This window comes from Pseudomonas sp. NPDC077649, from assembly GCF_044542855.1.
Taxonomy (GTDB): Bacteria; Pseudomonadota; Gammaproteobacteria; order Pseudomonadales; family Pseudomonadaceae; genus Aquipseudomonas.
The window spans coordinates 57,922-79,767 of record NZ_JBITVF010000002.1; the positions used below are offsets into that span (position 1 = coordinate 57,922).

The 21,846-nt window shown below is 62.0% G+C and carries 23 protein-coding genes and 1 pseudogene; 19 read left to right on the forward strand and 5 right to left on the reverse strand.

The window, feature by feature from the left end; all coding sequences use genetic code 11:
* Window positions 1-156 precede the first annotated feature (156 nt).
* The 6 genes from ACIGFL_RS07290 (at window position 157) to ACIGFL_RS07315 (ending at window position 5,223) form a co-directional block, all read left to right on the forward strand.
* The gene (locus ACIGFL_RS07290; protein WP_162884254.1) at window positions 157-438 is read left to right on the forward strand and encodes an AlpA family transcriptional regulator; all 282 of its coding nucleotides are present in this window, start codon (window positions 157-159) and stop codon (window positions 436-438) included.
* A gap of 11 nt (window positions 439-449) precedes the next feature.
* On the forward strand, window positions 450-1,277 hold the full coding sequence (locus ACIGFL_RS07295; protein WP_397496686.1) for a replication initiator protein A: 828 nt from the start codon (window positions 450-452) through the stop codon (window positions 1,275-1,277).
* A 244-nt stretch (window positions 1,278-1,521) separates the two neighbouring features.
* Window positions 1,522-2,160 carry a ParA family partition ATPase gene (gene parA, locus ACIGFL_RS07300; protein WP_397496687.1) on the forward strand — a complete coding sequence of 213 codons (639 nt, stop codon included), beginning with the start codon at window positions 1,522-1,524 and terminating at the stop codon, window positions 2,158-2,160.
* A complete protein-coding gene (locus ACIGFL_RS07305; RefSeq protein ID WP_397496688.1) occupies window positions 2,157-2,399 on the forward strand; it encodes a hypothetical protein in 243 nt (80 codons plus the stop codon). The genes parA and ACIGFL_RS07305 overlap by 4 nt, the downstream gene beginning before the upstream one ends.
* Window positions 2,396-2,923 carry a S26 family signal peptidase gene (locus ACIGFL_RS07310; protein ID WP_397496689.1) on the forward strand — a complete coding sequence of 176 codons (528 nt, stop codon included), beginning with the start codon at window positions 2,396-2,398 and terminating at the stop codon, window positions 2,921-2,923. The genes ACIGFL_RS07305 and ACIGFL_RS07310 overlap by 4 nt, the downstream gene beginning before the upstream one ends.
* A gap of 350 nt (window positions 2,924-3,273) precedes the next feature.
* Window positions 3,274-5,223, forward strand: coding sequence for a DUF3363 domain-containing protein (locus ACIGFL_RS07315; protein ID WP_397496690.1), 1,950 nt, complete (start codon window positions 3,274-3,276; stop codon window positions 5,221-5,223).
* Window positions 5,224-5,240: 17 nt separating this feature from the next.
* Here ACIGFL_RS07315 and ACIGFL_RS07320 read toward each other — a convergent pair whose 3' ends face one another.
* Window positions 5,241-6,095: a helix-turn-helix transcriptional regulator gene (locus ACIGFL_RS07320; protein WP_397496691.1), complete on the reverse strand. Its 855-nt coding sequence runs from the start codon at window positions 6,093-6,095 to the stop codon at window positions 5,241-5,243.
* Window positions 6,096-6,251: 156 nt separating this feature from the next.
* Between ACIGFL_RS07320 and hemA the strand changes: the two genes are divergently transcribed.
* The 9 genes and pseudogenes from hemA to ACIGFL_RS07365 all read left to right on the forward strand — a co-directional run bounded on the left by hemA (window position 6,252) and on the right by ACIGFL_RS07365 (window position 14,601).
* Entirely contained in the window at window positions 6,252-7,484 is a 1,233-nt protein-coding gene (gene hemA / locus ACIGFL_RS07325) for a 5-aminolevulinate synthase (RefSeq protein WP_397496692.1), read from the forward strand.
* 1 nt (window position 7,485) lies between these two features.
* On the forward strand, window positions 7,486-7,989 hold the full coding sequence (locus tag ACIGFL_RS07330; protein ID WP_397496693.1) for a GNAT family N-acetyltransferase: 504 nt from the start codon (window positions 7,486-7,488) through the stop codon (window positions 7,987-7,989).
* Window positions 7,986-9,056, forward strand: coding sequence for a Gfo/Idh/MocA family oxidoreductase (locus tag ACIGFL_RS07335; protein WP_397496694.1), 1,071 nt, complete (start codon window positions 7,986-7,988; stop codon window positions 9,054-9,056). Before ACIGFL_RS07330 ends, ACIGFL_RS07335 begins: the two co-directional genes overlap by 4 nt.
* 22 nt (window positions 9,057-9,078) lie before the next feature.
* Window positions 9,079-10,932, forward strand: a complete 1,854-nt coding sequence (gene asnB, locus ACIGFL_RS07340; protein ID WP_397496695.1) for an asparagine synthase (glutamine-hydrolyzing) — start codon at window positions 9,079-9,081, stop codon at window positions 10,930-10,932.
* 85 nt (window positions 10,933-11,017) lie between these two features.
* Window positions 11,018-12,207, forward strand: a pseudogene (locus ACIGFL_RS07345) (MFS transporter).
* Between the two features lie 13 nt (window positions 12,208-12,220).
* Window positions 12,221-13,147, forward strand: coding sequence for a LysR family transcriptional regulator (locus ACIGFL_RS07350; RefSeq protein ID WP_397496696.1), 927 nt, complete (start codon window positions 12,221-12,223; stop codon window positions 13,145-13,147).
* Window positions 13,147-13,413 carry an EexN family lipoprotein gene (locus ACIGFL_RS07355; RefSeq protein ID WP_397496697.1) on the forward strand — a complete coding sequence of 89 codons (267 nt, stop codon included), beginning with the start codon at window positions 13,147-13,149 and terminating at the stop codon, window positions 13,411-13,413. Before ACIGFL_RS07350 ends, ACIGFL_RS07355 begins: the two co-directional genes overlap by 1 nt.
* An 85-nt stretch (window positions 13,414-13,498) precedes the next feature.
* On the forward strand, window positions 13,499-13,906 hold the full coding sequence (locus tag ACIGFL_RS07360; protein ID WP_397496698.1) for an antitoxin Xre-like helix-turn-helix domain-containing protein: 408 nt from the start codon (window positions 13,499-13,501) through the stop codon (window positions 13,904-13,906).
* Window positions 13,906-14,601, forward strand: a complete 696-nt coding sequence (locus ACIGFL_RS07365) for an RES family NAD+ phosphorylase (protein ID WP_397496699.1) — start codon at window positions 13,906-13,908, stop codon at window positions 14,599-14,601. Before ACIGFL_RS07360 ends, ACIGFL_RS07365 begins: the two co-directional genes overlap by 1 nt.
* Window positions 14,602-14,865: 264 nt before the next feature.
* Here the strand turns inward: ACIGFL_RS07365 and ACIGFL_RS07370 are convergent, their stop codons facing one another.
* Window positions 14,866-15,483, reverse strand: coding sequence for an acyl-homoserine-lactone synthase (locus ACIGFL_RS07370; RefSeq protein ID WP_397496700.1), 618 nt, complete (start codon window positions 15,481-15,483; stop codon window positions 14,866-14,868).
* Between the two features lie 133 nt (window positions 15,484-15,616).
* Between ACIGFL_RS07370 and ACIGFL_RS07375 the strand changes: the two genes are divergently transcribed.
* Window positions 15,617-15,847, forward strand: coding sequence for a hypothetical protein (locus tag ACIGFL_RS07375; protein WP_397496701.1), 231 nt, complete (start codon window positions 15,617-15,619; stop codon window positions 15,845-15,847).
* Window positions 15,848-15,850: 3 nt separating this feature from the next.
* On the opposite strand, the gene ACIGFL_RS07380 is transcribed toward ACIGFL_RS07375, so the two are convergent.
* The 3 genes from ACIGFL_RS07380 to gntB all read right to left on the reverse strand — a co-directional run bounded on the left by ACIGFL_RS07380 (window position 15,851) and on the right by gntB (window position 18,569).
* Complete coding sequence (locus ACIGFL_RS07380) at window positions 15,851-16,555, reverse strand: LuxR family transcriptional regulator (RefSeq protein WP_397496702.1); 705 nt, start codon at window positions 16,553-16,555, stop codon at window positions 15,851-15,853.
* Between the two features lie 147 nt (window positions 16,556-16,702).
* Entirely contained in the window at window positions 16,703-17,605 is a 903-nt protein-coding gene (locus ACIGFL_RS07385; protein ID WP_247735091.1) for a DMT family transporter, read from the reverse strand.
* Window positions 17,595-18,569: a guanitoxin biosynthesis L-arginine gamma (S) hydroxylase gene (gene gntB, locus ACIGFL_RS07390; protein WP_397496703.1), complete on the reverse strand. Its 975-nt coding sequence runs from the start codon at window positions 18,567-18,569 to the stop codon at window positions 17,595-17,597. The genes ACIGFL_RS07385 and gntB overlap by 11 nt, the downstream gene beginning before the upstream one ends.
* A 219-nt stretch (window positions 18,570-18,788) precedes the next feature.
* Between gntB and ACIGFL_RS07395 the strand changes: the two genes are divergently transcribed.
* The 3 genes from ACIGFL_RS07395 to ACIGFL_RS07405 are packed head-to-tail and all read left to right on the forward strand — an operon-like array spanning window position 18,789 to window position 21,846.
* Complete coding sequence (locus tag ACIGFL_RS07395) at window positions 18,789-19,601, forward strand: enoyl-CoA hydratase/isomerase family protein (protein WP_397496704.1); 813 nt, start codon at window positions 18,789-18,791, stop codon at window positions 19,599-19,601.
* Window positions 19,598-20,971, forward strand: coding sequence for an asparagine synthase-related protein (locus tag ACIGFL_RS07400; RefSeq protein ID WP_397496705.1), 1,374 nt, complete (start codon window positions 19,598-19,600; stop codon window positions 20,969-20,971). Before ACIGFL_RS07395 ends, ACIGFL_RS07400 begins: the two co-directional genes overlap by 4 nt.
* An 11-nt stretch (window positions 20,972-20,982) precedes the next feature.
* Complete coding sequence (locus ACIGFL_RS07405; protein WP_397496706.1) at window positions 20,983-21,846, forward strand: TauD/TfdA dioxygenase family protein; 864 nt, start codon at window positions 20,983-20,985, stop codon at window positions 21,844-21,846.

Here is a 21,846-nt window from a genome sequence, read left to right on the forward strand (position 1 = left end):
AACCCGGCATGATCGAGCGCGACGGCTGCCGCACGGTGCACCTCCCACGTCAACGGAGGACACACCATGTCGCACTCAACCGATCTTTCCCGTCAGCCGCGCCGCATCGATCTCGATTCGTCGCTGCACCGCAAGGCCGGGCCGACGGCGCATGCCATGCGGCCCGTGGAAGGCGCTATTGAGGCGCAAGCGCCACAGGCCTGCCCTGCCCCTCGCTACCTCACCAACAACGAAGCAGCGGCCTTCCTGCGGCTGTCTCCGCGCACGCTGGAAAAGCAGCGGGTGATCGGCGGCGGGCCGCGCTTTCACAAGTTTGGCCGGCGGGTGATGTACGCGCTCGCCGATCTCGAGTCCTGGGCCGGTGAGCGCAGCTTCGAGACCACCTTCGATCCTGAGTACATCGACCGCCACCCGGGAGCGCAGCGTGATGATCAGTGAAGCCCTTGTCCATGAGCCGCAACTCTCAGGACTCGCCTGCCCAGAGTGGGCAACTGGATTTGTTCCGCGCGCTGCCGGGCGACATGGCGCCGCGCGACGCCCAGGACCTGATGGCGCATCCGTTCTTCTCGCTGGCCAAGTCGCGACGCACCGTGCCGATCGACTTTCGCTCGGGCGAGGTGACGGTCCGCGTGGAGGGCACGCTGGAGCATGGCATTGCCACGATCTGGGATGCCGACATCCTGATCTGGGCGGCCAGCCAGCTGGTCGAGGCGCGCGATGCGGGCATCCCCACCTCTCGCCTGATGCGTGCGACGCCCTACCAGATCCTGCGCTTCATCGGCCGCGGTACCTCGCTGCGCGACTACCAGCGCCTGAAGGCGGCGCTGGATCGGCTGCAGTCGACCAGCGTAGCTACCTCGATCCGCGAGACTACTGGCCGGCGGCTGCACCGTTTTTCCTGGATCAACGAGTGGAAGGAGCTGGCCGCGGTGGATGGCCGGCCACTGGGTATCGAGCTGATCCTGCCGGACTGGTTCTACAGCGGGGTGCTGGATCAGGCCCTGGTGCTGACCATCGACCCGGCCTATTTCCGCCTCACCGGCGGCATCGAGCGCTGGTTGTATCGCCTGGTGCGCAAGCACGGCGGCAAGCAGGAGGACGGCTGGCAGTTCGACTTTCGCCACCTGTACCGCAAATCCGGCAGCTCGGCGCGCTACTCGGACTTCGCCCTCGACCTGCGTGCGCTGGCGGCTCGCCAGTCGCTGCCCGGGTATCGCCTGGAAGTGGTGCGTCTGTCCCGCTCGACCGAACTGCTGGCCTTCCGGCGCGTGCCTTAGATGGCACGGGGATAACTTCGGGAAAAGCTGTGAATCCCGACGTGCTTTCAGGCGCACGCCGGCCCGTGCTATCAGGAGCGCGGTGCACGTGCCTTCAGGCGCACGAACGCCTCTGCAGGCCACGGCTGGCGGGGCTTCCAGCCGCCCTTAACTTAACTAACTTAAAAGCTCTAACTTGTTATTGGGGCAGCGCCTGTGTGTGGACAGGTGCGGATTGGGGCTGTTTGGCCAGGGAGATTCGGCCATGATCGTCGCCCTGCTCAACCAGAAAGGCGGGGTGGGCAAGACCACCCTGGCCACCCACATCGCCGGCGAACTGGCCCTGCGCGGACAGAACGTCATCCTGCTCGATACCGACCCGCAGGGCTCGGCACTGGACTGGACGCAGCGGCGCAGCCAGCAGGGCTTGCCCAGGCTGTTCAGCGCCGTCGGCCTGGCGCGCGAGACGCTGCACCAGGAAGCCCCGGAGCTGGCTCGTCGTGCCGATCACGTGATCATCGACGGGCCACCGCGCATCGCCGCCCTCGCCCGCTCGGCGTTGCTGGCGGCGGATCGCGTATTGATCCCGGTACAACCCAGCCCCTACGACCTGTGGGCCAGCGCGGAGATGGTCAACCTGATCCGCGAGGCGCAGGTGTTCAGACCGACGCTGCGCGCGGCATTCGCCATCAATCGCCGAGTCAGCACCACGGTGATCGGCCGCGAAGCACGCGGCGCCTTGGCCGACCAACCGCTACCAGCACTGCAAGCCGAAGTACGCCAGCGCATCGTCTTCGCCGAGAGCGTGGCAGCCGGTCGCCTGGCGCGCGAATTGGCGCCGGACAGCGCCGCCGCGCGCGAGGTCAGCAGCCTGGTGGACGAGTTGCTGAGGTGGTCGCCATGAGCGGCAAGCGCATCGGTATCGGTGCACGCCCGCTGGCCGATCCACAGGCCGAAACCTGGATACGCCAGGGCACTGCCATCGACCATGGCAAGGCCGAGCGCTACAGCGCCCGGCTGACGCTGGACGTGACGCCGGCGCTGCGCACACGGATCAAGCTGGCGGCCTTCGACCGTGGTGTGACCATGGCGGAGATGCTGCGCGAGGTGCTGGAGCGACAGTTTCCGGAGGCTACTTCATGACCTTGGGTGCTCGCGGCGCGAGGTGGCCACTGGCGCTGCTAGCCGGCAGCTTGTTTGCCCTGGGTTGGGCAGCCCTCACAACGTCGCCACCACGGCTGGTCTACAACGCCTCCGACAGCGTGCCCGTCGGCTGGTACCGCATTTCGCCGGCCAACTCGTTGGCGCCTGGCGACCTGGTGCTGGTTCGCCTGCTAGCAGAGGTGAGGTCGCTGGCGGCGCAGCGCGGCTACCTACCGGCGAACGTACCGCTGCTGAAGACCGTGGCGGCGATGGCGCCGCAGCGGGTATGCGTACAGGGCAGCCAGGTGCGCATCGATGGCGTCCTTGTGGCCAGGCGCTTGAGGTGGGATCGACAGGGTCGCGCGCTGCCAACCTGGCAGGCCTGTCGGCGCCTGGTTGGCGACGAGCTGTTCCTGCTCAGCACCGCCAACCCGGCGTCGTTCGACAGCCGTTACTTCGGCCCGATATCCGCCGACGCGGTGATCGGTCGGGCGCAGCCCTTGTGGCTGGAGTCGCGTCGATGAACAGGCCTTCTCCGTGTCGATCCGCCTGCCGACCGCATGCGCTCGGCGTGCACAGTCGTGGACCGCCCGGCTGCAGATACCTCTGCCCTCGCCTGCCGGCCAGGGGCTGTGGAAGTCGCCGTCCCGCCTCTCCTGATTACCCACCCCAGCAGCGCAAAGGTACGGCAAGAGCAGAGGGCAAGATAAAAGGGGGCGGCACTTCGCTGGCCCGGAAATCAGTCTGCACGGGGGGTGGCGGCGACACAGCGCCTGCGTCGTCAGGTGCCGCAATCGTGTTCGCCCCACATGGGCAACGGCCTGGGAGCGTGCCTGATACGCCGTACTGCGATCAACTTGGAGGAGTCTTAGATATGAGTAAGGGAAGCCTTCCGGACGACGAGTTGCGCTTTCGCCCACAGCCGGGCAAGCCGCAGCAACGCGGTCAACCCTTCATCAACCAGGTGCTGCGCCAGGCCAACAAGGCCGGCACCGGAAAGCCGCGCAAGGCGGGCCACCAGCCCGGCGCCCGCCTCGGCCGCGGGCATGTCGCCGCTCGTTTCAGCGCGCAGCAACTGCCGTCCAACGCCCGCCGCGTCACCATCAAGACGCGCCTGGTGAACCTGCATCAGGCCGGCAAGCGCTCGACGCTCAGCCACCTGCGCTACATCGAGCGCGACGGCGTCAGTCGCGAGGGCGATCCGGGCAAGGCCTACGGGCCATTGACCGACCAGGCCAACCTCAATGCGTTCGAGGAACGTGGCCGGGATGACCGCCATCAGTTTCGCTTCATCGTCTCGCCCGAGGATGCCGAGCAACTCGACGACCTGCGCACCTATACCCGCCACCTGATGAGCCGGATGGAGGCCGACCTCGGTACGCGCCTCGACTGGGTGGCGGTCGATCATTGGAACACCGACAACCCGCACACCCATATCGTCCTGCGCGGCAAGGACGACACCGGCAAGGACCTGGTGATCGCCCGCGACTACATCGCCGAGGGCATGCGCAACCGCGCCTCGGAGCTGGCCACCGAATGGCTGGGGCCGCGCACCGAACTGGAGATCCAGCAGAGTCTGCAGCGCGAGGTGCAGCAGGAGCGTTTCACCAGCCTGGATTGCACCCTGCTGCGCGAACACCAAGCCGGCGTGCTCAGCCTGAAATCGCTCGCCGACCATCCACGTCGGCAGCTGCTGATCGGCCGCCTGCAGCAGCTGCAGAGGCTTGAGCTGGCTCGTGAGGTTCGCCCCGGGCAATGGATCCTACGTGACGACGTTGAGGTGACCCTGCGCGCCATGGGCGAGCGTGGCGATATCGTGCGCACGATGCAGCGGGCCATGGGTAGCGTGCAGCGAGAGCTGGCGGTCTTCAAGCCGGGCAAGGATGGTCCCGAAGTGGTCGGTCGGATCATGGCCAAGGGGCTGGCCGACGAGCTCAACGACCGCGGATATCTGGTGGTCGACGGTCTCGACGGCAAGGCCCACTACCTGGCCCTGCCTGCCCGCGCGGAGCTGGCCGACTACCCCATCGGCGGCCTGGTGGAAACGCGCAGCCTGAGCGAGCCGTGCACGGTGGATCGCTCGATTGCCGCACTGGCTGCGGACGGCCTTTATCGCACCGATCATCACGCGGCCCTGGCACGATCACAGGCAGTCGAAGGACAGGATCCCGAGGCATTGGTTGAACGCCATGTGCGCCGCCTGGAAGCCTTGCGCCGGGCCGGTATCGTTGAGCGGCTGGCCGAGGGCGTCTGGCGGGTGCCGACCGATCTGCCCGAGCAAGGCCGGCAGCATGACGCCCGCCGCCTGGGCGACGTCGCCGTCGAGCTGCGCACGCCGCTGCCCCTCGAGCAGCAGGTGCGCGCCGTCGGTGCGACCTGGCTGGACCAACAGCTAATCAGTGGCAACCGCGAGCTAGTCGACAAGGGCTTCGGCAAGGAGGTGCGCGAAGCGTTGCGGCAGCGTGCGGACTTTCTGGTGGAACAGGGCCTGGCAGAATGCCAGGGCCAGCGCGTGGTGCTCGCACGCAACCTGCTGGCCACCTTGCGCGGCCGGGAGCTGACCGCGGCGGCGCGCGAGATTTCGGCGCAGACGGGCATGCAGTACCATCCGGCGGTCGAGGGCCAGAGCGTCAGTGGGATCTACCGGCGTAGCGTGCAGTTGGCCAGTGGCCGTTATGCCCTGCTCGACGATGGCATCGGCTTCAGCCTGGTGCCATGGAAGCCGGTGATCGAGCAGAGGCTCGGGCAGAGCGTGTCGGCGGTGATCCAGGGCAACAGCGTCTCCTGGCAACTGGGTCGCCAGCGCGGGCCGTCGATTGGTTGAGCAACAGGCACCGGGGCCTAGACCAGCGCCGGCTCCTGCTGCAGCCACTGCTCGAAGGATCGGCTTTGCGGCCTGCCCTCCTTGGCCGCGTAGTAGACCAGCCGCAGGTGGCGATCCTCGTCGATGGTCAGCGTGGTGTGTTCGAACACCACCTGGCCAACCGCTTCGATGTGCAGGTGGCGGATCCCCTGGCACGGGCCGTGGATGTCTTGCTGCCGCCACCAGCCCCTGAAATCCGGCGAGGCCTTCTCCAGGTCCTTTACCAGCGCAGCGATATCCGGATCCTGGGTCGCCCGCACGAAGTCGCGGCGGAAGCTGGAGAGGATCTGTAGCGCCTGCTCATCCCAAGGGTTGAACAGCTCGCGCATGGCCGGACTGGTGAATAGCATCCACAGCAGGTTGCGGCGGTCCGCCGGCAGCGCGGAGAAACCGAACACCCGATCCGCTGCGGCGTTCCAGGCCAACACATCCCAGCGCAGGTTGAGTACGTAGGCCGGACGTGACGGCAGGTCGGCCATCAGCCGGTGAATCAGCACCGGCACCGTGCACCAGGTCTTGCCCGGCTCGGGCGGCAGGCGCTGGTGAGCGAGCAGGAACAGGTGGCGGCGCTCGGTGGCGTCCAGCTTGAGCGCTCGTGAGAGGTTATCGAGAAAGGTCGCGGACACGCTGATATCCCGCCCTTGTTCCAGCCAGGTGTACCAGGATAAACCCACCCCGGCCAGGGCCGCGACCTCCTCGCGGCGCAGCCCAGGCGTGCGCCGCCGACTACCGGCGGGCAAGCCCACCTCCTCCGGCGAAATGCGTTCGCGGCGACTACGCAGGAACTCGGCCAGCTCTACCCGAGTGCGTTCGGCTGTGCGGGGCGCGCTCATCCGGTTACCTCTAGTACTAGGATAAACAGTCAAATTGTAACCCCTATAAATCCCGAGAAGAATACCCCGACCTGGCCGCGAATGACCGAGCCAGGGCTCTTGCTTGATGAGGAACCACACAGAGACATGTCATCAACTCGCTAAGGAGATAAACGGATGTACCAAGCACTTCTTCGGGAACAGCTGGAGACATTGAAGTCTTCCAACCAGTACCGCACCTTCACCACCCTCAGCCGCATCTGTGGCCAGTACCCACTGGCCAAGCTGGATGGTCGCGAGCAGGAACCGGTGGTGGTCTGGTGCAGCAACGACTACCTCGGCATGTCGCAACATCCCGCCGTGCGCGAGCAGATGCACGACGCGCTGGAGACCTACGGCGCCGGCTCCGGCGGTTCGCGCAATATCGGCGGCTCGCACGAGCTGTACGCCAGCCTGGAGGCGAGCCTGGCCGACTGGCACGACAAGGAGGCGGCGCTGGTCTTTCCTACCGGCTTTGGCTCTAACGACGCCACCCTCCAGTGTCTGCTGCGGCGTATTCCCGATTGCGTAGTAATCAGTGACGAACTGAACCATGCCTCCATCGTCAACGGCATTCGCTCGACACCCAACGAACGCAAGATCTTCCGCCACAACGACGTCGAGCATCTGGAGCAGATCCTCGCCAGCTACCCGCAGGACCAGCCGAAGATCGTGGTGTTCGAGTCGATCTACTCGATGGACGGGGACATTGCCCCTATCGCCGAAATCGTCGCGGTCGCCAAGCGCTATAACGCCCTCACCTACCTCGACGAAGTGCATGCGGTGGGCATGTACGGCCCGCGCGGCGCCGGTATCGCGGCCGAACTGGGCGTAGCCGATCAGGTAGACATAATCCAGGGCACCATGGCCAAGGCCATCGGCGTAATCGGCGGCTATATCGCCTCGACCCAGGTGATCGTCGATGCCGTGCGCTCCTTCGCCACCGGCTTCATCTTCACCACCTCGCTGCCGCCGGCAATTACCGCAGGCTGTCTGGCCAGCGTCGAACACCTCAAGGCCAGCCGCACCGAGCGCGATCGCCTGCATGCCCAGACCGCCAAGCTGCGGAAGCGCCTCAAGCACCATGACGTGCCGGTGATGCCCTGCTCACAAACCCATGTGCTGCCGGTGCTGGTAGGTGAAGCCAAGCGCTGCAAGGCAGCGGCCGAACGCCTGCTGCATAACCATGGTGTGTACCTGCAGCCGATCAACTATCCATCTGTGCCGGTAGGGACGGAGCGCTTCCGCGTCAATGCTACGCCGAACCACAGCGATGCGCAGATCGAACATCTGGCGGTGTCGCTGCGCGAGACCTTCGACCACTTCAGTATCCCATTGGCATCCGAGGTGTTTGCTGCGGAGGTGGCCTGAGATGGAACAGTCCTTCTTCACAGTACGTCCGGCGACCCAGGCCGACCTGGCCAGTCTGGTAGAGCTGCGCGCGTATCTGCTGGACGATACCAACGCCAGCTATTCGAGCAAGACACCAGAAGACGCGGCGCGCTGGCGGGCGGCCTACCGCACCTGGCTGAATAGCCGCCTGAACGACAGCGACTGCGTTCAGATCCTCACCGCCGAGCACAGGGAATCCGGCCAGGTGCTGGGCTGTGCGACCGCCATCATCGACCAGCGCGCGCCGGCACCAGGCTGCCTCAATGGCCTGTCCGGCTGGGTGCAGTCGGTGGTGGTCGAGCCGCAGTGGCGGGGCCGTGGCATCGCCAAGCAACTGATGCAGCACCTGCTGCGCTGGTTCGCCAACCGAGGTGTCGGCTGCGTTGTGCTGCAGAGCACCGCGGATGCCGGCACGCTTTACCAGGCACTGGGTTTCGTCGTCAGCGAAGAGCGCTTGCTGATCCGTCAGGAGGCCTCGGCATGAAGATCCTGATCATCGGCCTGGGCTACGCCGGCAACCGCTACCGCCGAGCCTTCGAGCATATCGCCACGAGCACTGGCCTGCCGCTGTCGCTGGCCTATGTCGGGCGCCGGCAGAAGGCGACCGAACTGCCCTACTTCGACAGCGTCGAGCGGGCGCTACAGGTATTTGAGCCGGACATCGTGGTGGTCAGCGTCAACGACCACAGCCATGCGCCTGTGCTCAAGCAGCTCGCCGGCTACCGGGGCTTCGTGCTCTGCGAAAAGCCACTGGTCACGCCCGGTGACGACCTGGACGAGCTGCTAGGTGCGCTGGATCAGGTCAGTGGCTTTGCCCTGGATCTGGTGGAGCGCTACTCGGACGCAACCCGGCAGTTGTGCGAGTGGGTCGAGCGCCACGATTGGCAACTGGTGCGCGCCAACTTCCACTGGGGCAAGGACCGCATCAACGACTACCGCCCCACCTGCGGCGTGACTAGCGAGGTGATCCACGCCCTAGATCTGGTCGGCTGGATCTGCCCGCACGCTGGCCAGCTCAAGCTCGATGGTGTGCTCGGTGTGCGCTCGGACTTCTCCGTCTCCGGCGCAGAGGTACTCGACACCGTGCAACTCACCGCCAGCCTGGGCGAAGCGCGGGTCACCGGTTACGCCAGCTTCGTCAACATCGTGCGTCAGCGCACCGTGGATTTCAGCTTCGTCGACCGCGATGCCCGGCTGATCCATGCGCGCCTGGTGTTCGACACCCCGCGCTGGGATCACGACCAGTTGCGTATCTGGACGCGCGGCGCCAACGGTGCCGAGGAGCTGCTGCACGCGTTCGCCACAGCTCCCGACGAGCCAGGGCTGGACACCCTGCACAAGCTTTCGCGGCTGTGCCGGCAGGTGGTGCGCGCCGTGGCGCTCAAGGAACCGCCCCGCCAGCCCTTCGGCGGCCTCGACACCGCTGTGGCGCTGCAGCGCCTGCTCAAAGAGCTCGACACCCACGCCCAAACCCCTGCACCGGCGCGCTACGTCCATGGCGAGACGCGCGTGCTGCTGGCCGAGGACAGCGACCTGGAAAGCCTCGGGTAACCCAATCACAAGGAGAACGACTATGTGTGGAATCGCTGGATGGCTGTCCTACAGCCAGAACCTGGAAATGCAACGCGACACCCTGCAGCGTATGACCGACACCATGGCGCTGCGCGGCCCGGATGCCGGCGGGCTGTGGATCGACGGCCCGGTCGGTCTGGGTCATCGGCGCCTGTCGATCATCGACCTGGAGGGCGGCCGCCAACCAATGACGGCGATGCACGGTGGCCCGCGCGAGGTCGCCGCGATCACCTACAGCGGCGAGGTCTACAACTTCCGCGAGCTGCGCACCGAGCTGCAGCGACTCGGCCACCGTTTCGAGACCCGCAGCGACACCGAGGTGGTGCTGCGCGCCTATGTCGAATGGGGCGAAGCCTTCGTCGAGCAACTCAACGGCATGTATGCCTTCGCCATCTGGGATCTGCGTTCGCAAGAGCTGCTGCTGATTCGCGACCGCATGGGCGTCAAGCCGCTGTATTACTTCCCCACCACAGACGGCGTGGTGTTCGGCTCCGAACCCAAGGCGCTACTGGCCAACCCGCTGGTACCGCGCAAGGTACGTGCAGACGGCCTGCGCGAGATCCTGGAAATGGCGAAGACGCCAGGCCATGCCGTGTTCGACGGCATGCGCGAGGTGATGCCGGGCGAGATCGTACGCATCAACCGCCAAGGCCTGGGCCGTCGCCACTACTGGAAGCTGGAAGCGCGCGAGCACGAGCACACGCTGGACGAGACCATCCGCCACACCCGCAACCTGCTGGAGGACATCGTAGATCGCCAGATCGTCGCCGACGTGCCGCTGTGCAGCCTGCTCTCAGGCGGCCTGGATTCTTCGATCATCACCGCGCTGGCGTCGAAGAAGCTGCTGGCCGCAGGCAAGGAGAACATCCGCTCCTTCTCCGTCGACTTCGTCGACCATGGCAGCGGCTTCACCGGCGACGCCGTGCGCGGCACGCCGGATGCGCCCTTCGTACGTGAACTGGTGGAGAAGATCCGCTCTAGCCACCAGGAAATCGTCCTCGACAGCCGCGAGCTGGCCGATCCGGCGTTGCGTGCGCAGATCGTTCGCGCCCTTGACCTCCCTCCGGCCTTCTGGGGCGACATGTGGCCATCGCTCTACCGACTGTTCCAAGAAGTGCGCAAACACTCGACGGTGGCACTGTCCGGCGAGAGCGCGGATGAGGTGTTCGGTGGCTACCGCTGGTTCCACGATCCGGAAGCGATCCAGGCCGATACCTTCCCCTGGCTGGCCTCGGTCACCGGCAAGTACTTCGACGGTAAGACCCTGTTCGATCCAGGACTGCTGGCCCAACTCGACATGCACAGTTTCCTGCGCGACAGCTACACCCAGGCCATTGCCGAGGCGCCGGTGCTGCCGGGCGAAAGCGCGGTCGACCAGCGCATGCGGCAGATGAGCTACGTCAACCTGACACGCTTCGTGCAGACCCTGCTCGACCGCAAGGATCGCATGAGCATGGCTGTCGGCCTTGAGGTGCGGGTGCCTTTCTGCGACCACCGCCTGGTCGAGTACGCCTTCAATATCCCCTGGGCGATGAAGGCCTTCGACGGGCGGGAGAAAAGCATCCTGCGCGCGGCGACCCGCGACCTGCTGCCCGAATCGATCAGCGAGCGGGTCAAGAGCCCCTACCCCTCGACGCAGGATCCGGCCTACGAGCAGGCGCTGCGATCCGCCCTGGCCGCCATCCAGGCGGATCGCAATGCGCCGGTGACGCCCCTGCTCGACAGCGGCCGTATCCAGCAAACCTTGGCCAAGCCGCTCGGCGGTGTCTCGCCCATGTACGAACGCATGGGCATGGAGCTGGCGGTCGGCCTCAACACCTGGCTGAACGAGTACGACGTCAGCCTCGAACTCTAGTCCCCAACCGGATGCGGCCCCGGTGCGGGGCCGCATCCATTCGCTGTACCACCCACGCGTTCCTGCAACGCAAGCGAGTCCGAGCATGCACACACCCAACCAATCACCCATCTACCTCATAGCGCTGGGGGCCTTTGCCCTCGGTATGGCCTCCTACGTCACCGCCGGGTTGATCCCGATGATCGAGGCCTCGTTCGCAGTCTCCGTCGCGGTGGCCGCACAACTGGTCACCGCCTTCACCCTGGCCTACGGACTGGGTTCGCCGATCTTCGTGGCCCTGACGCCGGCGCATCGCCAGCGCGCCGGCTTGTTGCTGGCCCTAGGCCTGTTCGTCATCGCTAATGCTGCCAGCGCGCTGGCCGAGAGCTTCACCGCGTTGATGGTCTGGCGGGCCATCGCTGGCATCGGCGCCGGCGTCTACCTGGCCATGGGCATCGGCGCCTCGGCCGCCGTGTCCACCCCGGAACGCCGCGGCAAGGCCATTGCCATCATCATGGGTGGCATGGCCAGTGGCGTGGTGCTCGGCGTTCCGCTCAGCCTGCTGATCGCCGAACAGCTCGGCTGGCAGGCCGCCCTTTGGCTGGTCACCCTGCTTGGCCTGGTGGCCTTCTTCGGCCTGCTGCTGAAGCTCCCTTCCCTGCCGGCAGCCACCGCCACCACGCTGGGCCAGAAGCTGGCTATCCTCGGCGACGGCCATGTGCTGGTCATCCTGCTGGTCTCGCTGCTGGCCGCCATCGCCAGCCTGGGCATGTACACCTTCATCGCCCCGCTGCAGCCTACGGCGCGGTGCGTTCGGTCACGCCCTATCTGTGGGTCTGGGGCATCGGCGGCGTGCTGGGCAGCTTCCTGATCGGTCCGCTGGTGGATCGCATCAAGGGCCCGGTGCTGACCTTCGCCATCATGCTGATCCTCGCCGTATCGCTGTTCGTGCTGCCGCTGGCGGCGGCCCTCAGCACCTGGCTGGTGATGCTGCCCATCGCCCTGTGGGGCGCGGTCGGCTGGGCGCTGCAGGTGCCGCAGAACAACGAGCTGATCCTGGCGCGCCAGGCCCAAGGCGACGGCAACCTGGCCATCGCCCTGAACGAGTCGGCGCTCTACCTGGGCAGCGCCATCGGCGCCGCGGCCGGCGGCTTCGCGCTGCTGTTGCAGATGCCCACCTGGACCCTGGCCGCCAGCGCCGGTGGTGTCGCCGCGCTGGGCGCCCTGCTGCAGATCGTCAACCTGCGTCGCCAGCCAACCTGGAACGGCGACGTGCAAGCCGAACCCTACAACTGACGGAGGAAAGGCCGTGGAACTGCGCCACCTTCGCTGTTTCATCGCCGTCGCAGAAGAACTGCACTTTGCGCGTGCCGCCGCGCGCCTGCATATCGAACAGTCGCCCCTATCGCGGATCATCAAGGAGCTGGAGTACCGCCTGGGCGTCCAGCTGTTCGAGCGCACCACGCGGCGCACGCGCCTGACCTGGGCCGGCAAGGTGCTCTTGGAAGAAGCGCGCCGGGTGCTGGCCGTGGTCGACCAGGCCAAGGCCAGCGTCAAGAGCGCGGCGGCCGGCTACCGTGGGCGTATTCGCGTAGCACTGTCCGACGGTATTCCCCAGGCGCGCCTGGCAGCCCTGCTCGCCCAGTGCCGTGAGGAAGAACCCGAGGTCGAGATCTGCCTGTCGGAAGTCACCTTCAGCGAACAGGTCAGAGGCCTGAGCGATGACCTGTTCGACATCGGGCTTGCACAGTCCGACGAGGTGGGCGATGGACTGGTGGCCGAGCCGGTCTGGTTCGATCCATTGGTTGTGGCGGTACCTGCCCGCCACCCGCTACTGACCTATCGGCGCGTGCCGCTCGACGAGGTGCTGCGCTACCCGCTGGTGCTCTGCGATCCGCAGGTCTGCGAGGGATTCTGGCAACAGCTGCAGCGCGTGCTGGGCACCGTGGACATGCGGCTAACCATCGCCGACCGCGTCCCCACCCTGGACTTGATGATGGCGCTAGTCGCCGCGGGATACGGGCTGGGCTTCTCCAGCCTGGCGCGCATCAACGAACTCAACAATCCGGACGTCGTGGCCAGGCCGCTAGACGGCTGCGCAACCATGCTGACCACCTACTTGGTACGACGCGAAGGCGAGCCGGCCGAGCAATTGGCGCGGTTTATCGGGCGGGTGAGCCCGGCGGAAAGCCAGGCGCTATTGCCTGACCACACATCCCACGAGGAGATCGCTTGATGAAGAAGATGCCATTGCTACTGACTGCCCTGCTGTTGAGCGCTTGCGAAAAGCCGATGCCGTTTGAGTCGGCTGAAGCGCTTGCGGAGAATCCCGAGCGGCTCAAGGAACTGCGACTGCAGTGCCGGGACAATCGAGCAAAGTTGGGTGAGGCCCAGTGCAACGCAGTTAGCGATGCCCAGCGCATACGCTTTATGGGCAAAGGCACACCCTACACTCCTCACCCCATCCAATTCTTCCACTCGGGCACTGAAGATGGACGCTAGGGACGGCACCGGTGAAATGGCCACCTTCAATCTGCAGAGCCATATATGCTATATTTTGCTCTACAGATTAAATCAAGGGCTCCCCATGACAGCTGCCGCCATCCAAGCTCAGGACTTCTCGAAAAACCAGTGCGCAGCCGGCCTGCGTGCCGCGCTGAACATCCTGGACAAGTGGAAGGCCTCTTGCGAGCAGGCCTGCCGGGTGCTGCGGATTTCCCGCAGCACCTACACCCGCGCCAGTCAGAAGGATTCGGCGTGGGCGGTGAGCCTGGACTCTGACCAGATGCAGCGCATCAGTCTTGTGCTGAACATCCACGCAGCACTGCGCGTTGTGTTCGACAACCCCGAGAACGTCTACGGATTCCCCGCGATGGAGAACCGCAATGAGTTCTTCAACGGCCGTAAGCCGCTCGAGATCATGACGCAGGGCGACATGATCTCGCTGTACGAGACATTCCGTCGGATCGACGCGCTGCGAGGTGCCCAGTGGTAATGCTAGGCGACCTTCCGCCCTTGGAAGGTGAGAGCCTGCAGGCCTACCGCCTGGTCAACTCCAAGTTTCCGCCCATTGCCCTGTTCGACGATGTCGCCGACGCAAAGGACTTCGAGGCCCTCTATCAGATCCAGGCGCTGACCAATCCACGGCTGCAGAACGAGATTGGCCGCCTGGAGTTGATTCCGCGCGACCAGATCCCATTTGGTATCCCCGGATGCTCGTATGCGATAGCGCCCTTCACCCACGTCAACCCGGCCGGCTCACGCTTCAGCAACGGCAGCTTCGGCGTGCTTTACCTGGCCGACAGGATGGACACCGCAATTGCCGAGGTGCGCCATCACCAGGAGCGCTACTGGTCAAATGTGCCAGAGCTCAACTATGAGCGTTTCGTCTTCAGAGGGCTGACCGCCAGCTTCAGCGACAGTGAGATGAGGGACGCCACAGCACTGCCGCTTTCAGACCCCATCTATGCGCCGGATGACTACGCACACTCGAATCGATTGGGAAGCGAAGTGAAACGAGAAGGATGCACGGGTCTGCGCTACAACTCGGTACGCTCTCCCGGCAACATCTGTTGGGCACTGATGACGCCGCGACCTGTTACCTCGATCATCCAGAGCGCTCATTTTGAGATGATCTGGAGCGAGCATGTTATTAGTGTCAATCAGATCACAACACTTCTAGCCACTTAGCTGAAAGCGGGCTGACCAGCCTAGCCCGCCTCTGCAAGCAATCATAGCCCGCTGAAGTCGGCTCATAACAGCTGGCGAAAACAGGTAGAAACCGGCAGGAACGGGCATTAGCCTATGCTTCGTTTACTGATAGCCATAGCATGAGGTGGCGAAGTAACGCTACGAAAGGTGCATGGCTAAGAAGTTGATCAACATATCAGCGCCGCCAGCTACTTTAATGAAGTAGCCGGCGTTGTTGAGTACAGATTTGAGAAGATTGCCAACTTAGCTGTAAACGTGTGGACTTACTTCTTGATGGAGACTGGCAACCGCGCTCTCCAGCATGGCCACGGTTCGATCATTCAGATCGATGCGTAGTGCCACAGCTCGCTCTACGCCTACCTGTAACGCTGGACCGAAACGATTGATGTCTAGCCCCAGTCGAATCAGCATTTTCTCGACACCGACTGTAGTAACAGTGACGAACTGCTTTACTCCACGCCTGATGGCAAAGTTCACAATGGCATGGATAGCCTGAGTCGTGCCTTGCGAGAAACCAAACTGGTTGTCATGGGGGGCCTCGATGGCAAAACGACTCAACTCCCAGATCGACTTGGAACAAGGTGCCGGTTGGCCATGCAGCAGTTCAGGGAATGTATGCGCCAACATATTCGGGCCTGTTGTAGGGAGAATCCGCCAGCAACCACAAACATACGATTGCTCGGCATCCCGACTGATGATCATATAATAAGGATCAAGCGCATCATATCCATCTATTTCCATTCCATTAATGAGCGGCAGATCCCACTTCTTTCTTGCCTTAAAAACACGCGCCCTAAGTTTATGCATGTCATTAAGAGCCTGAGGATTAATATTGTTGCGACGTTCAATGGAAATAAGCATGCCAATATACCGACCGAATGAGAATTTCCGCATACGGTATATTCATTATGAATAAATGTGACCCTCCCAAATTAAGGAGGTTACTCAAGGCACACCTGTTTGATATTTTTGGCTTTTTAAGGATTCACTACAGATGAAGTTACTCAACACCTCGGCAGTACGCGAAGCTGCGCACCAAGCGACTAGACTGCGCTTGAATCTGAAACAGAGCCAAACCGAGTTCTGGTCAAGATTCGGTATCAGTCAAGCTTGTGCCAGCCGCATCGAGAGCACCTGCCAGGTGCCAGCCCCAGTCTATATCCTGCTGCGCCTATACCTGAATGGGTTCATACAGGAAAGCGACCTCATCCCGCACTTGCGGTGAAACTCAAGGCATGATCAATCTCCGCTGGATAGCTTTGAGCACGGCCATTTGACGCGAACTGACCTGAAACTTGCGGCGGATGTTCTTGAAGTGGAAATCAACTGCTGAGCTTGTACAGGAAAGTATCATCGCGATTTCCCAGGTCGTCTTGCCTACTGCACTCCACTTCAAGACCTCTTTTTCTCGACTCGTCAGGTGTATTGGCTGTTCGTTCTGCTCGGCCAGGGCCTTGAGAATCCAGTCAGTCGCATAGTCGCGCAGCACAGTCACTACGGGCAGAGACTGGAGCATCGCATGGGTAGACTGGGGACCGGGTTCGCAGGGCCTCAAGCAAAGCATACCCGCCTCACCCCTCGGGCCATGCAGGGGCAGCGCCAGACCTTGATGAAGCCCATACATTGCAGCCTCCTCGAAGAATTCCGATTCCGAGGGCTGGTGGTAATTCACTCGATCCCAGAACAACGGCCTGTTCGAGTTCAGGCAGTGGTGAACGACCGGATCGAGTGCATCGTAGGCTCGGGAGTCGTAATGAGCACGCCAGGCATCGGGATAGTCACTGTAGATCAATACCTGCTGGCTAGCTGCGGCAGGTCCTGGCTTGAGACCCAACAGGAAATTCGCATAGCCCAGCCTGCTGGTCAGCTTCTTCAGGCTTGCCAGCCAGTCCTCAAAACACTCCATCTCGGAGAGATGTATCAGCTCATCCATCGCTAGCACGAAAGCATCCTACCTTCGGGCACCGTTCAACGGTGCTCTCATCCTGACCGCATTTGAAGGGGCATTCGCGCCCACCCAAAAAATTGGGTCGGGAGGGTAGCATATAGCGTTTTGAGGTTGATAGCCTCCGGCGATGACTCAGGCGCGCGACGGCACTGGGGCTTTTTTGCCCAAACGGATGAGCTCATTCGAGAAGCACAGCCCCACGATGATCAGCGCAGCCCCTGGATACAGACTATCGCGCGGCACTTCATTGAGTACTACGAACGCCAGCAACGCGGCAAACAGAGGTTCGGTAAGCTCCAGCGCCTGTACCTGGGATGGCTTCAGATACTCGATAGCCTTGGTGGTGCAGAAGAAGCCGAGGATGGTAGGTAGAGCGGCCAATGCCAATAATGCTGCAATCGCGAGCATCGACAGCTCACCGATCTGAAAGCCATCGGTGGCAGCCGGCATCAACAGGTACAAGCTACCGAAGAATAACAACTGGCGGGTAAAGTGCAGTCCACCAGACACCCGCATCCGCTTCATGGCAACTGAAAACGCCCCATAGCCACAGCCAGCTATCGAGGCCAGCACAGCCCCCTGCCAGGTGAACCCCTGTCGTAGGTCAGTGCCAAGAATCACCACGATTCCCGCTATAGCCAGTGCAGCCCCCACAGTCGCGTTAGCAGTGATGGCATCCTTCAGGAATATGCGCCCCAGCAGGATCGCGGAGATAGCAGCGCTCGCCATCAGCACCACCACCACACCAGCTGCAGCGTAATGCTGGTACGCGGCGGTTTCGAAATGGAACAACACGAAGATACCGAGAAATGCGCAGATCGCAGCCTGGCTCCACCGGGCCTTCGACGCCGGTTGTTTCTTGAGGAACAGCAGCAAGGCCGAAAGCAGCAGACACCCCAAGATAGTCTTGATGACAGCAACACTACTCGCGGCGAATCCATTGCTCATGAGCACTTTGCTGAACACCCCGATCGTTGCATTTAGTGCGGCGGCTGAAAGCGCAAAGATGACACCTCTAGTGAAACTAGCTTGCATTGATAACTACCCCTGTAGCTGATTTGTCGCCAGATAAAATACCTGCCCATAATGACGGCGCGAAGTTAGACGATACGAAGATCCCACCAAACCCAGCATTCACAGAGGCATATGCCGGGTCGGTCAGTAGGATTCGATGGGCCTTCTTCAGATTCCAGTACGGAATGGCAGGAAAGAGATGGTGGATCAGATGGAAGTTCTCACCGTGCATAGCTGTGAAAAAGTGTTCGACCGGATGACTGAAACGGTTGCGAGTAGCCTGAAGATCGGTCTTGGCCTCGGCTATCATTGGGTAGTGCTCTGAGAGCTCAATAAACCACGTCAGAGCCTGAAAGGTCGTGAGGTATGGCAACAGCCAATAAAGAAAGTAGCCCTTTATCCCGATCGTCATCGTCAGGCATAGCGCGATCAGACACTGGCAGACCAGCACCGAAAGCAATTCACCTTTACTAGGGCAGCGAATCAGCCGATTGATCAGCAGGTACTTCAGGCTTTCAGGTGCATTTAGGAACAAAATCGGCTTTATCATATGCGTGAGCGCGAACCTGAACGGCGAGCGATCTTCGAACACTCCAGATTGCCGATAGTACTGGTAATCAGGATCACGCTCTGAATCACCTAGCTTGTGATGGTGATCCAACGTATGCGAGCGCTTGTAGCTAACCCAAGATTGGAAGATAAAGTAGCCAGAGCACCAAGTTCCGAGAAACCTCTCCAACCGCTTACTGCGGCACAGTGCCCCATGAGCCGCTTCATGGAGGAGAGTAGCCAATGCACGTTGCCGCGCCCCGATCAACAGAATAGCCAACGGTAATAACCATGGACTGGACTCCCCCAAATAAATGGCCAAGCTTATCCAGAACAAGTTCTGCAATAACGCGAGAGGGGCGTGGTGGTTGTCGTACAAATATAGCGTCTTGATCTGTTCCTTGATCTCTCTCGAGAATCGGTGCTTGGATAACATCAATAGTCCTGTTAATTCACCATGGAGACTTGGGCATACAGATGCTGCCCCTGGCAGCATTTTGGCGGGCGGAAAATAGTGCACAGCCAGCAGCAGAACAACCTCCCTATCTCGGGAGGTATCAGGCTGTACGTCTCCCTTGTTAACTAGCGTTTTGCCGGTCTGTATAAAGGTACGGCTGCAACACTTCGCACTAGAAACGCTAAGGGGAAGTTATCAATGTCAGGCTTTGAAAAAGACTACCTAAGTTACGATTTCGACATTGCATTCGAGGACAGTGTCGCGCTGGTAGCCTTCACCGATTCACACCGGCACAACCTATGGTCAATGCCTCGAATGGCCCAGCTGACTAGGCTGCTGAAACAACTGAATGAAGATGACGCGGTAGGCGCTGTGCTGCTGTACAGCGGTGAGGATCGCTCATTTGGTGCCGGCGGTAGCTTCCACGAAACCTCGACATTCACCGGTGGTGATGAGGTCGACGTGTGGATCGATCACGTCACCGATCTGTACATTGCAGCTCTGCAACTGAACCGCCCATTGATCGCGGCCATCGACGGCTACGCCATTGGTATTGGGCTGCAGATTGCCCTGACCGCAGACTACCGGATTGGCAGCGACCGTTGCGTACTAAAGATGCCCGAGTTCGAGCTGGGCATCGCCTGCACGTTTGGCGGCTTCATGCTCGAGAAAATCATCGGCCGCAGCTCGATGCAGAACATGCTGATGTCCTGTGCAGCTTGGCCTGCGCAACGCGCGATGACCGACGGTCTGCTGCATGCCGTGGTCGATGCAGAACAACTGCGCAGCAAAGCCTTGGAAGAGGCCCGCCGGGCTGCAGCGTTCACCAGGCCAGCGTTCCGCAACACCAAGACTTACCTCAACAAGGACTTCATCGCCGGATTGGAGCAAACCCGCATCGCCGGTAAACAAGCACACCGCGCGGCCTTCGCCGCAGGAGAAGCACAAGGCCGTATGAAGACGGTGCTGAACCGTTCCACTGTGCAAGCGAGCGCGGAGGCGATCTCGTGACTGCACAGCCCTGGCTATTATGTTCCAGCCGCCCCCTCGGGCAGTTCGAAGATGCCCATTGGGCACCGACCGCAACAGCCTTCCACATCTATGCCTCGGCCTGGCCGGAACGTCCCAATATCCTGAATCGTCCCTGCACACGCTTCAGTGTCGGGGGCGACAGCCTGATTGAAATACAAGGCGAACGGCTGACTGTGACGACCAGTAGTCGTAACGTCACTCCATTGTACTGGTGCACGGATAGCCACGGAAACTTCATCCTCTCGACCGACCTGCTCATCGCAGCCAGTGCTTGGGCGAACCTGACAGATAGCCAGCCGGGCGTACGTGAAGACTCGGGCGTCTACTTGGATGATCGCTCAAGTATCCATGGTATCAAGCGACTTCCCCATAGCAGCCGTCTTGAGGTCACCCTGCTCGGCGACCTGATGCACATCGAGCAAACAACAACGAAAGACGAACTCGCGCTACAGAGCGATCTCTACGATGATGCCCTGCTCGCCGGACAAGCGCAGATCAGCGCCTTGCAACAGAGCATCACCACACACCTGCAAAAAGCCAGTAAGACCGCCGTGCTGGTTTCCGGTGGTGTTGACTCCGGACTGGTAGCTGCGCTGTTGGCCGCGCAATGTCCCGATGTCGAGGCATTCAGCATCGGCACGCCATGGGGCAATGAGTTCGATGATGCCCAGCAACTGGCCGACGCACTCGGATTCACGCTGAAGCGTATTGAGCTTGACCCGCAATCAATCCTGCTAGCACTGCCCCAGACTATCCGTGCCTTTGGCCACGCACAGGCCCAGGCAATAGAAATCGGCGTGGCGATCACCGCGTTCTGTCGACAGCTGGAAGAAGGCCGGTTGATTTTCACAGGGTACGGCTCCGACCTGATCAACTCCGGACTGGCTACTGGCGACGGCCTGGCCAAAGACATCCGGAGCAGCATTGCTCTTGAAGTAAACAAGACCCGCTATTCAAGCGAACTCACAGGCATCGCTGCCCAGGCCTGCGGCAGCGAACTGGCTCACCCCTATTGGGATCTGCCAGTCCTGCGCACTGCCTTGGACACTTGCCCCTCGGTAAAGACCATCCGCAACCGCGAAAAAGGCCATTTGCGACTTGCCGCCGAGCAGTGGCTTCCGACCGAAGCTGCTTGGCGCAAGAAAACCGCCATCCACCATGGTAACGGACTGGGTTCAGCGCTGGCCCAACTCATCGACGCCACGACCGGCCAGTCCGACAGCGCGGCAATGCTGTACCGGCAAATCCTGATCGTCCAGTTGGAGCAGGCCATGCGTACCCCACTGGTGCCGTTGCCTGCCGAAGAAATACTCGACCGCTCTCTGCAATCAATCGCTAACCGTCGCTGAAGGCGCAGCCCATGAACTTATCAATTCCCACACCTAGCCTATCCAGCCAGTCCTTGACCGTCTCTGGTCTGGGCATCCATCTGCCGGACGACACCCCTCTGGACGCAATTCGCCAGGCAGTGCTAGATCATGGCGTCACTCTGCTGCAGAACGTCCGGTTTGACGAAAGCAGTTTCCGGCAGTTCGTAGAAAGCCTGGGCGACAAAGTGTCCTACTCCGAGAACAACGCCAAAGTCGGATACGGTTTCACCGATATCCTCAATCTAGACGGTACCCACGACAAGGAGAAAGTCATCACAGGTCGCGGCAGCCTACCGCTGCATACCGACGGTATCCTACTCGGCACCCAGGTCGACCTGATCATCCTGTATGCCGCCGACGTCAAAAACATCGACGAAGATGGTGCGACGGTCGTGTGTGACCAACTCGCAGCCTGGCAGGACATGCCTGAATCCCTACGCCAGCCCTTGCTAACAGGGCGGCTTGAGTACCTGGCCTTCGAACGCGGCTATTTCGCCACTGTCCCGGAGGACTGGTATCCGATTTCCACCTTCCGCGACTACGGTCGCATCCGCTCGCTCAACCTTGCTCTTCCCTTCGAGAGCCAGGCCAAGGCCAGCTGGGACGTGCGCGTACCGGGGATGAGCGAGAAGGATTCGGCTGCCTGGTTCGCAGCACTGGAGCAACACCTGACCGCCGCCCCCTACCTGTACTGCCACCGCTGGTGCAAGGGAGATCTGCTCATCATCGACAACCAACGCACCCTGCATGGCCGTAGAGGGTTACAGCCCGACACCTGCCGCAAGTTGTTGCGCGGCCAAGTGACGTTCGATACGGTCGCGTCGGCACCAGGCGCTACGCTGGCGGGCGCTTGA

Excerpts from the sequence above, each read along its gene's own strand:
- ACIGFL_RS07290 (WP_162884254.1), top strand. The coding sequence starts at position 157 with ATGCGGCCCGTGGAAGGCGCTATTGAGGCGCAAGCGCCACAGGCCTGC.
- ACIGFL_RS07295 (WP_397496686.1), top strand. The coding sequence starts at position 450 with ATGAGCCGCAACTCTCAGGACTCGCCTGCCCAGAGTGGGCAACTGGAT.
- parA (WP_397496687.1), top strand. The coding sequence starts at position 1,522 with ATGATCGTCGCCCTGCTCAACCAGAAAGGCGGGGTGGGCAAGACCACC.
- ACIGFL_RS07305 (WP_397496688.1), top strand. The coding sequence starts at position 2,157 with ATGAGCGGCAAGCGCATCGGTATCGGTGCACGCCCGCTGGCCGATCCA.
- ACIGFL_RS07310 (WP_397496689.1), top strand. The coding sequence starts at position 2,396 with ATGACCTTGGGTGCTCGCGGCGCGAGGTGGCCACTGGCGCTGCTAGCC.
- ACIGFL_RS07315 (WP_397496690.1), top strand. The coding sequence starts at position 3,274 with ATGAGTAAGGGAAGCCTTCCGGACGACGAGTTGCGCTTTCGCCCACAG.
- ACIGFL_RS07320 (WP_397496691.1), bottom strand. The coding sequence starts at position 6,095 with ATGAGCGCGCCCCGCACAGCCGAACGCACTCGGGTAGAGCTGGCCGAG.
- hemA (WP_397496692.1), top strand. The coding sequence starts at position 6,252 with ATGTACCAAGCACTTCTTCGGGAACAGCTGGAGACATTGAAGTCTTCC.
- ACIGFL_RS07330 (WP_397496693.1), top strand. The coding sequence starts at position 7,486 with ATGGAACAGTCCTTCTTCACAGTACGTCCGGCGACCCAGGCCGACCTG.
- ACIGFL_RS07335 (WP_397496694.1), top strand. The coding sequence starts at position 7,986 with ATGAAGATCCTGATCATCGGCCTGGGCTACGCCGGCAACCGCTACCGC.
- asnB (WP_397496695.1), top strand. The coding sequence starts at position 9,079 with ATGTGTGGAATCGCTGGATGGCTGTCCTACAGCCAGAACCTGGAAATG.
- ACIGFL_RS07355 (WP_397496697.1), top strand. The coding sequence starts at position 13,147 with ATGAAGAAGATGCCATTGCTACTGACTGCCCTGCTGTTGAGCGCTTGC.
- ACIGFL_RS07360 (WP_397496698.1), top strand. The coding sequence starts at position 13,499 with ATGACAGCTGCCGCCATCCAAGCTCAGGACTTCTCGAAAAACCAGTGC.
- ACIGFL_RS07365 (WP_397496699.1), top strand. The coding sequence starts at position 13,906 with ATGCTAGGCGACCTTCCGCCCTTGGAAGGTGAGAGCCTGCAGGCCTAC.
- ACIGFL_RS07370 (WP_397496700.1), bottom strand. The coding sequence starts at position 15,483 with ATGCTTATTTCCATTGAACGTCGCAACAATATTAATCCTCAGGCTCTT.
- ACIGFL_RS07375 (WP_397496701.1), top strand. The coding sequence starts at position 15,617 with ATGAAGTTACTCAACACCTCGGCAGTACGCGAAGCTGCGCACCAAGCG.
- ACIGFL_RS07380 (WP_397496702.1), bottom strand. The coding sequence starts at position 16,555 with ATGGATGAGCTGATACATCTCTCCGAGATGGAGTGTTTTGAGGACTGG.
- ACIGFL_RS07385 (WP_247735091.1), bottom strand. The coding sequence starts at position 17,605 with ATGCAAGCTAGTTTCACTAGAGGTGTCATCTTTGCGCTTTCAGCCGCC.
- gntB (WP_397496703.1), bottom strand. The coding sequence starts at position 18,569 with ATGTTATCCAAGCACCGATTCTCGAGAGAGATCAAGGAACAGATCAAG.
- ACIGFL_RS07395 (WP_397496704.1), top strand. The coding sequence starts at position 18,789 with ATGTCAGGCTTTGAAAAAGACTACCTAAGTTACGATTTCGACATTGCA.
- ACIGFL_RS07405 (WP_397496706.1), top strand. The coding sequence starts at position 20,983 with ATGAACTTATCAATTCCCACACCTAGCCTATCCAGCCAGTCCTTGACC.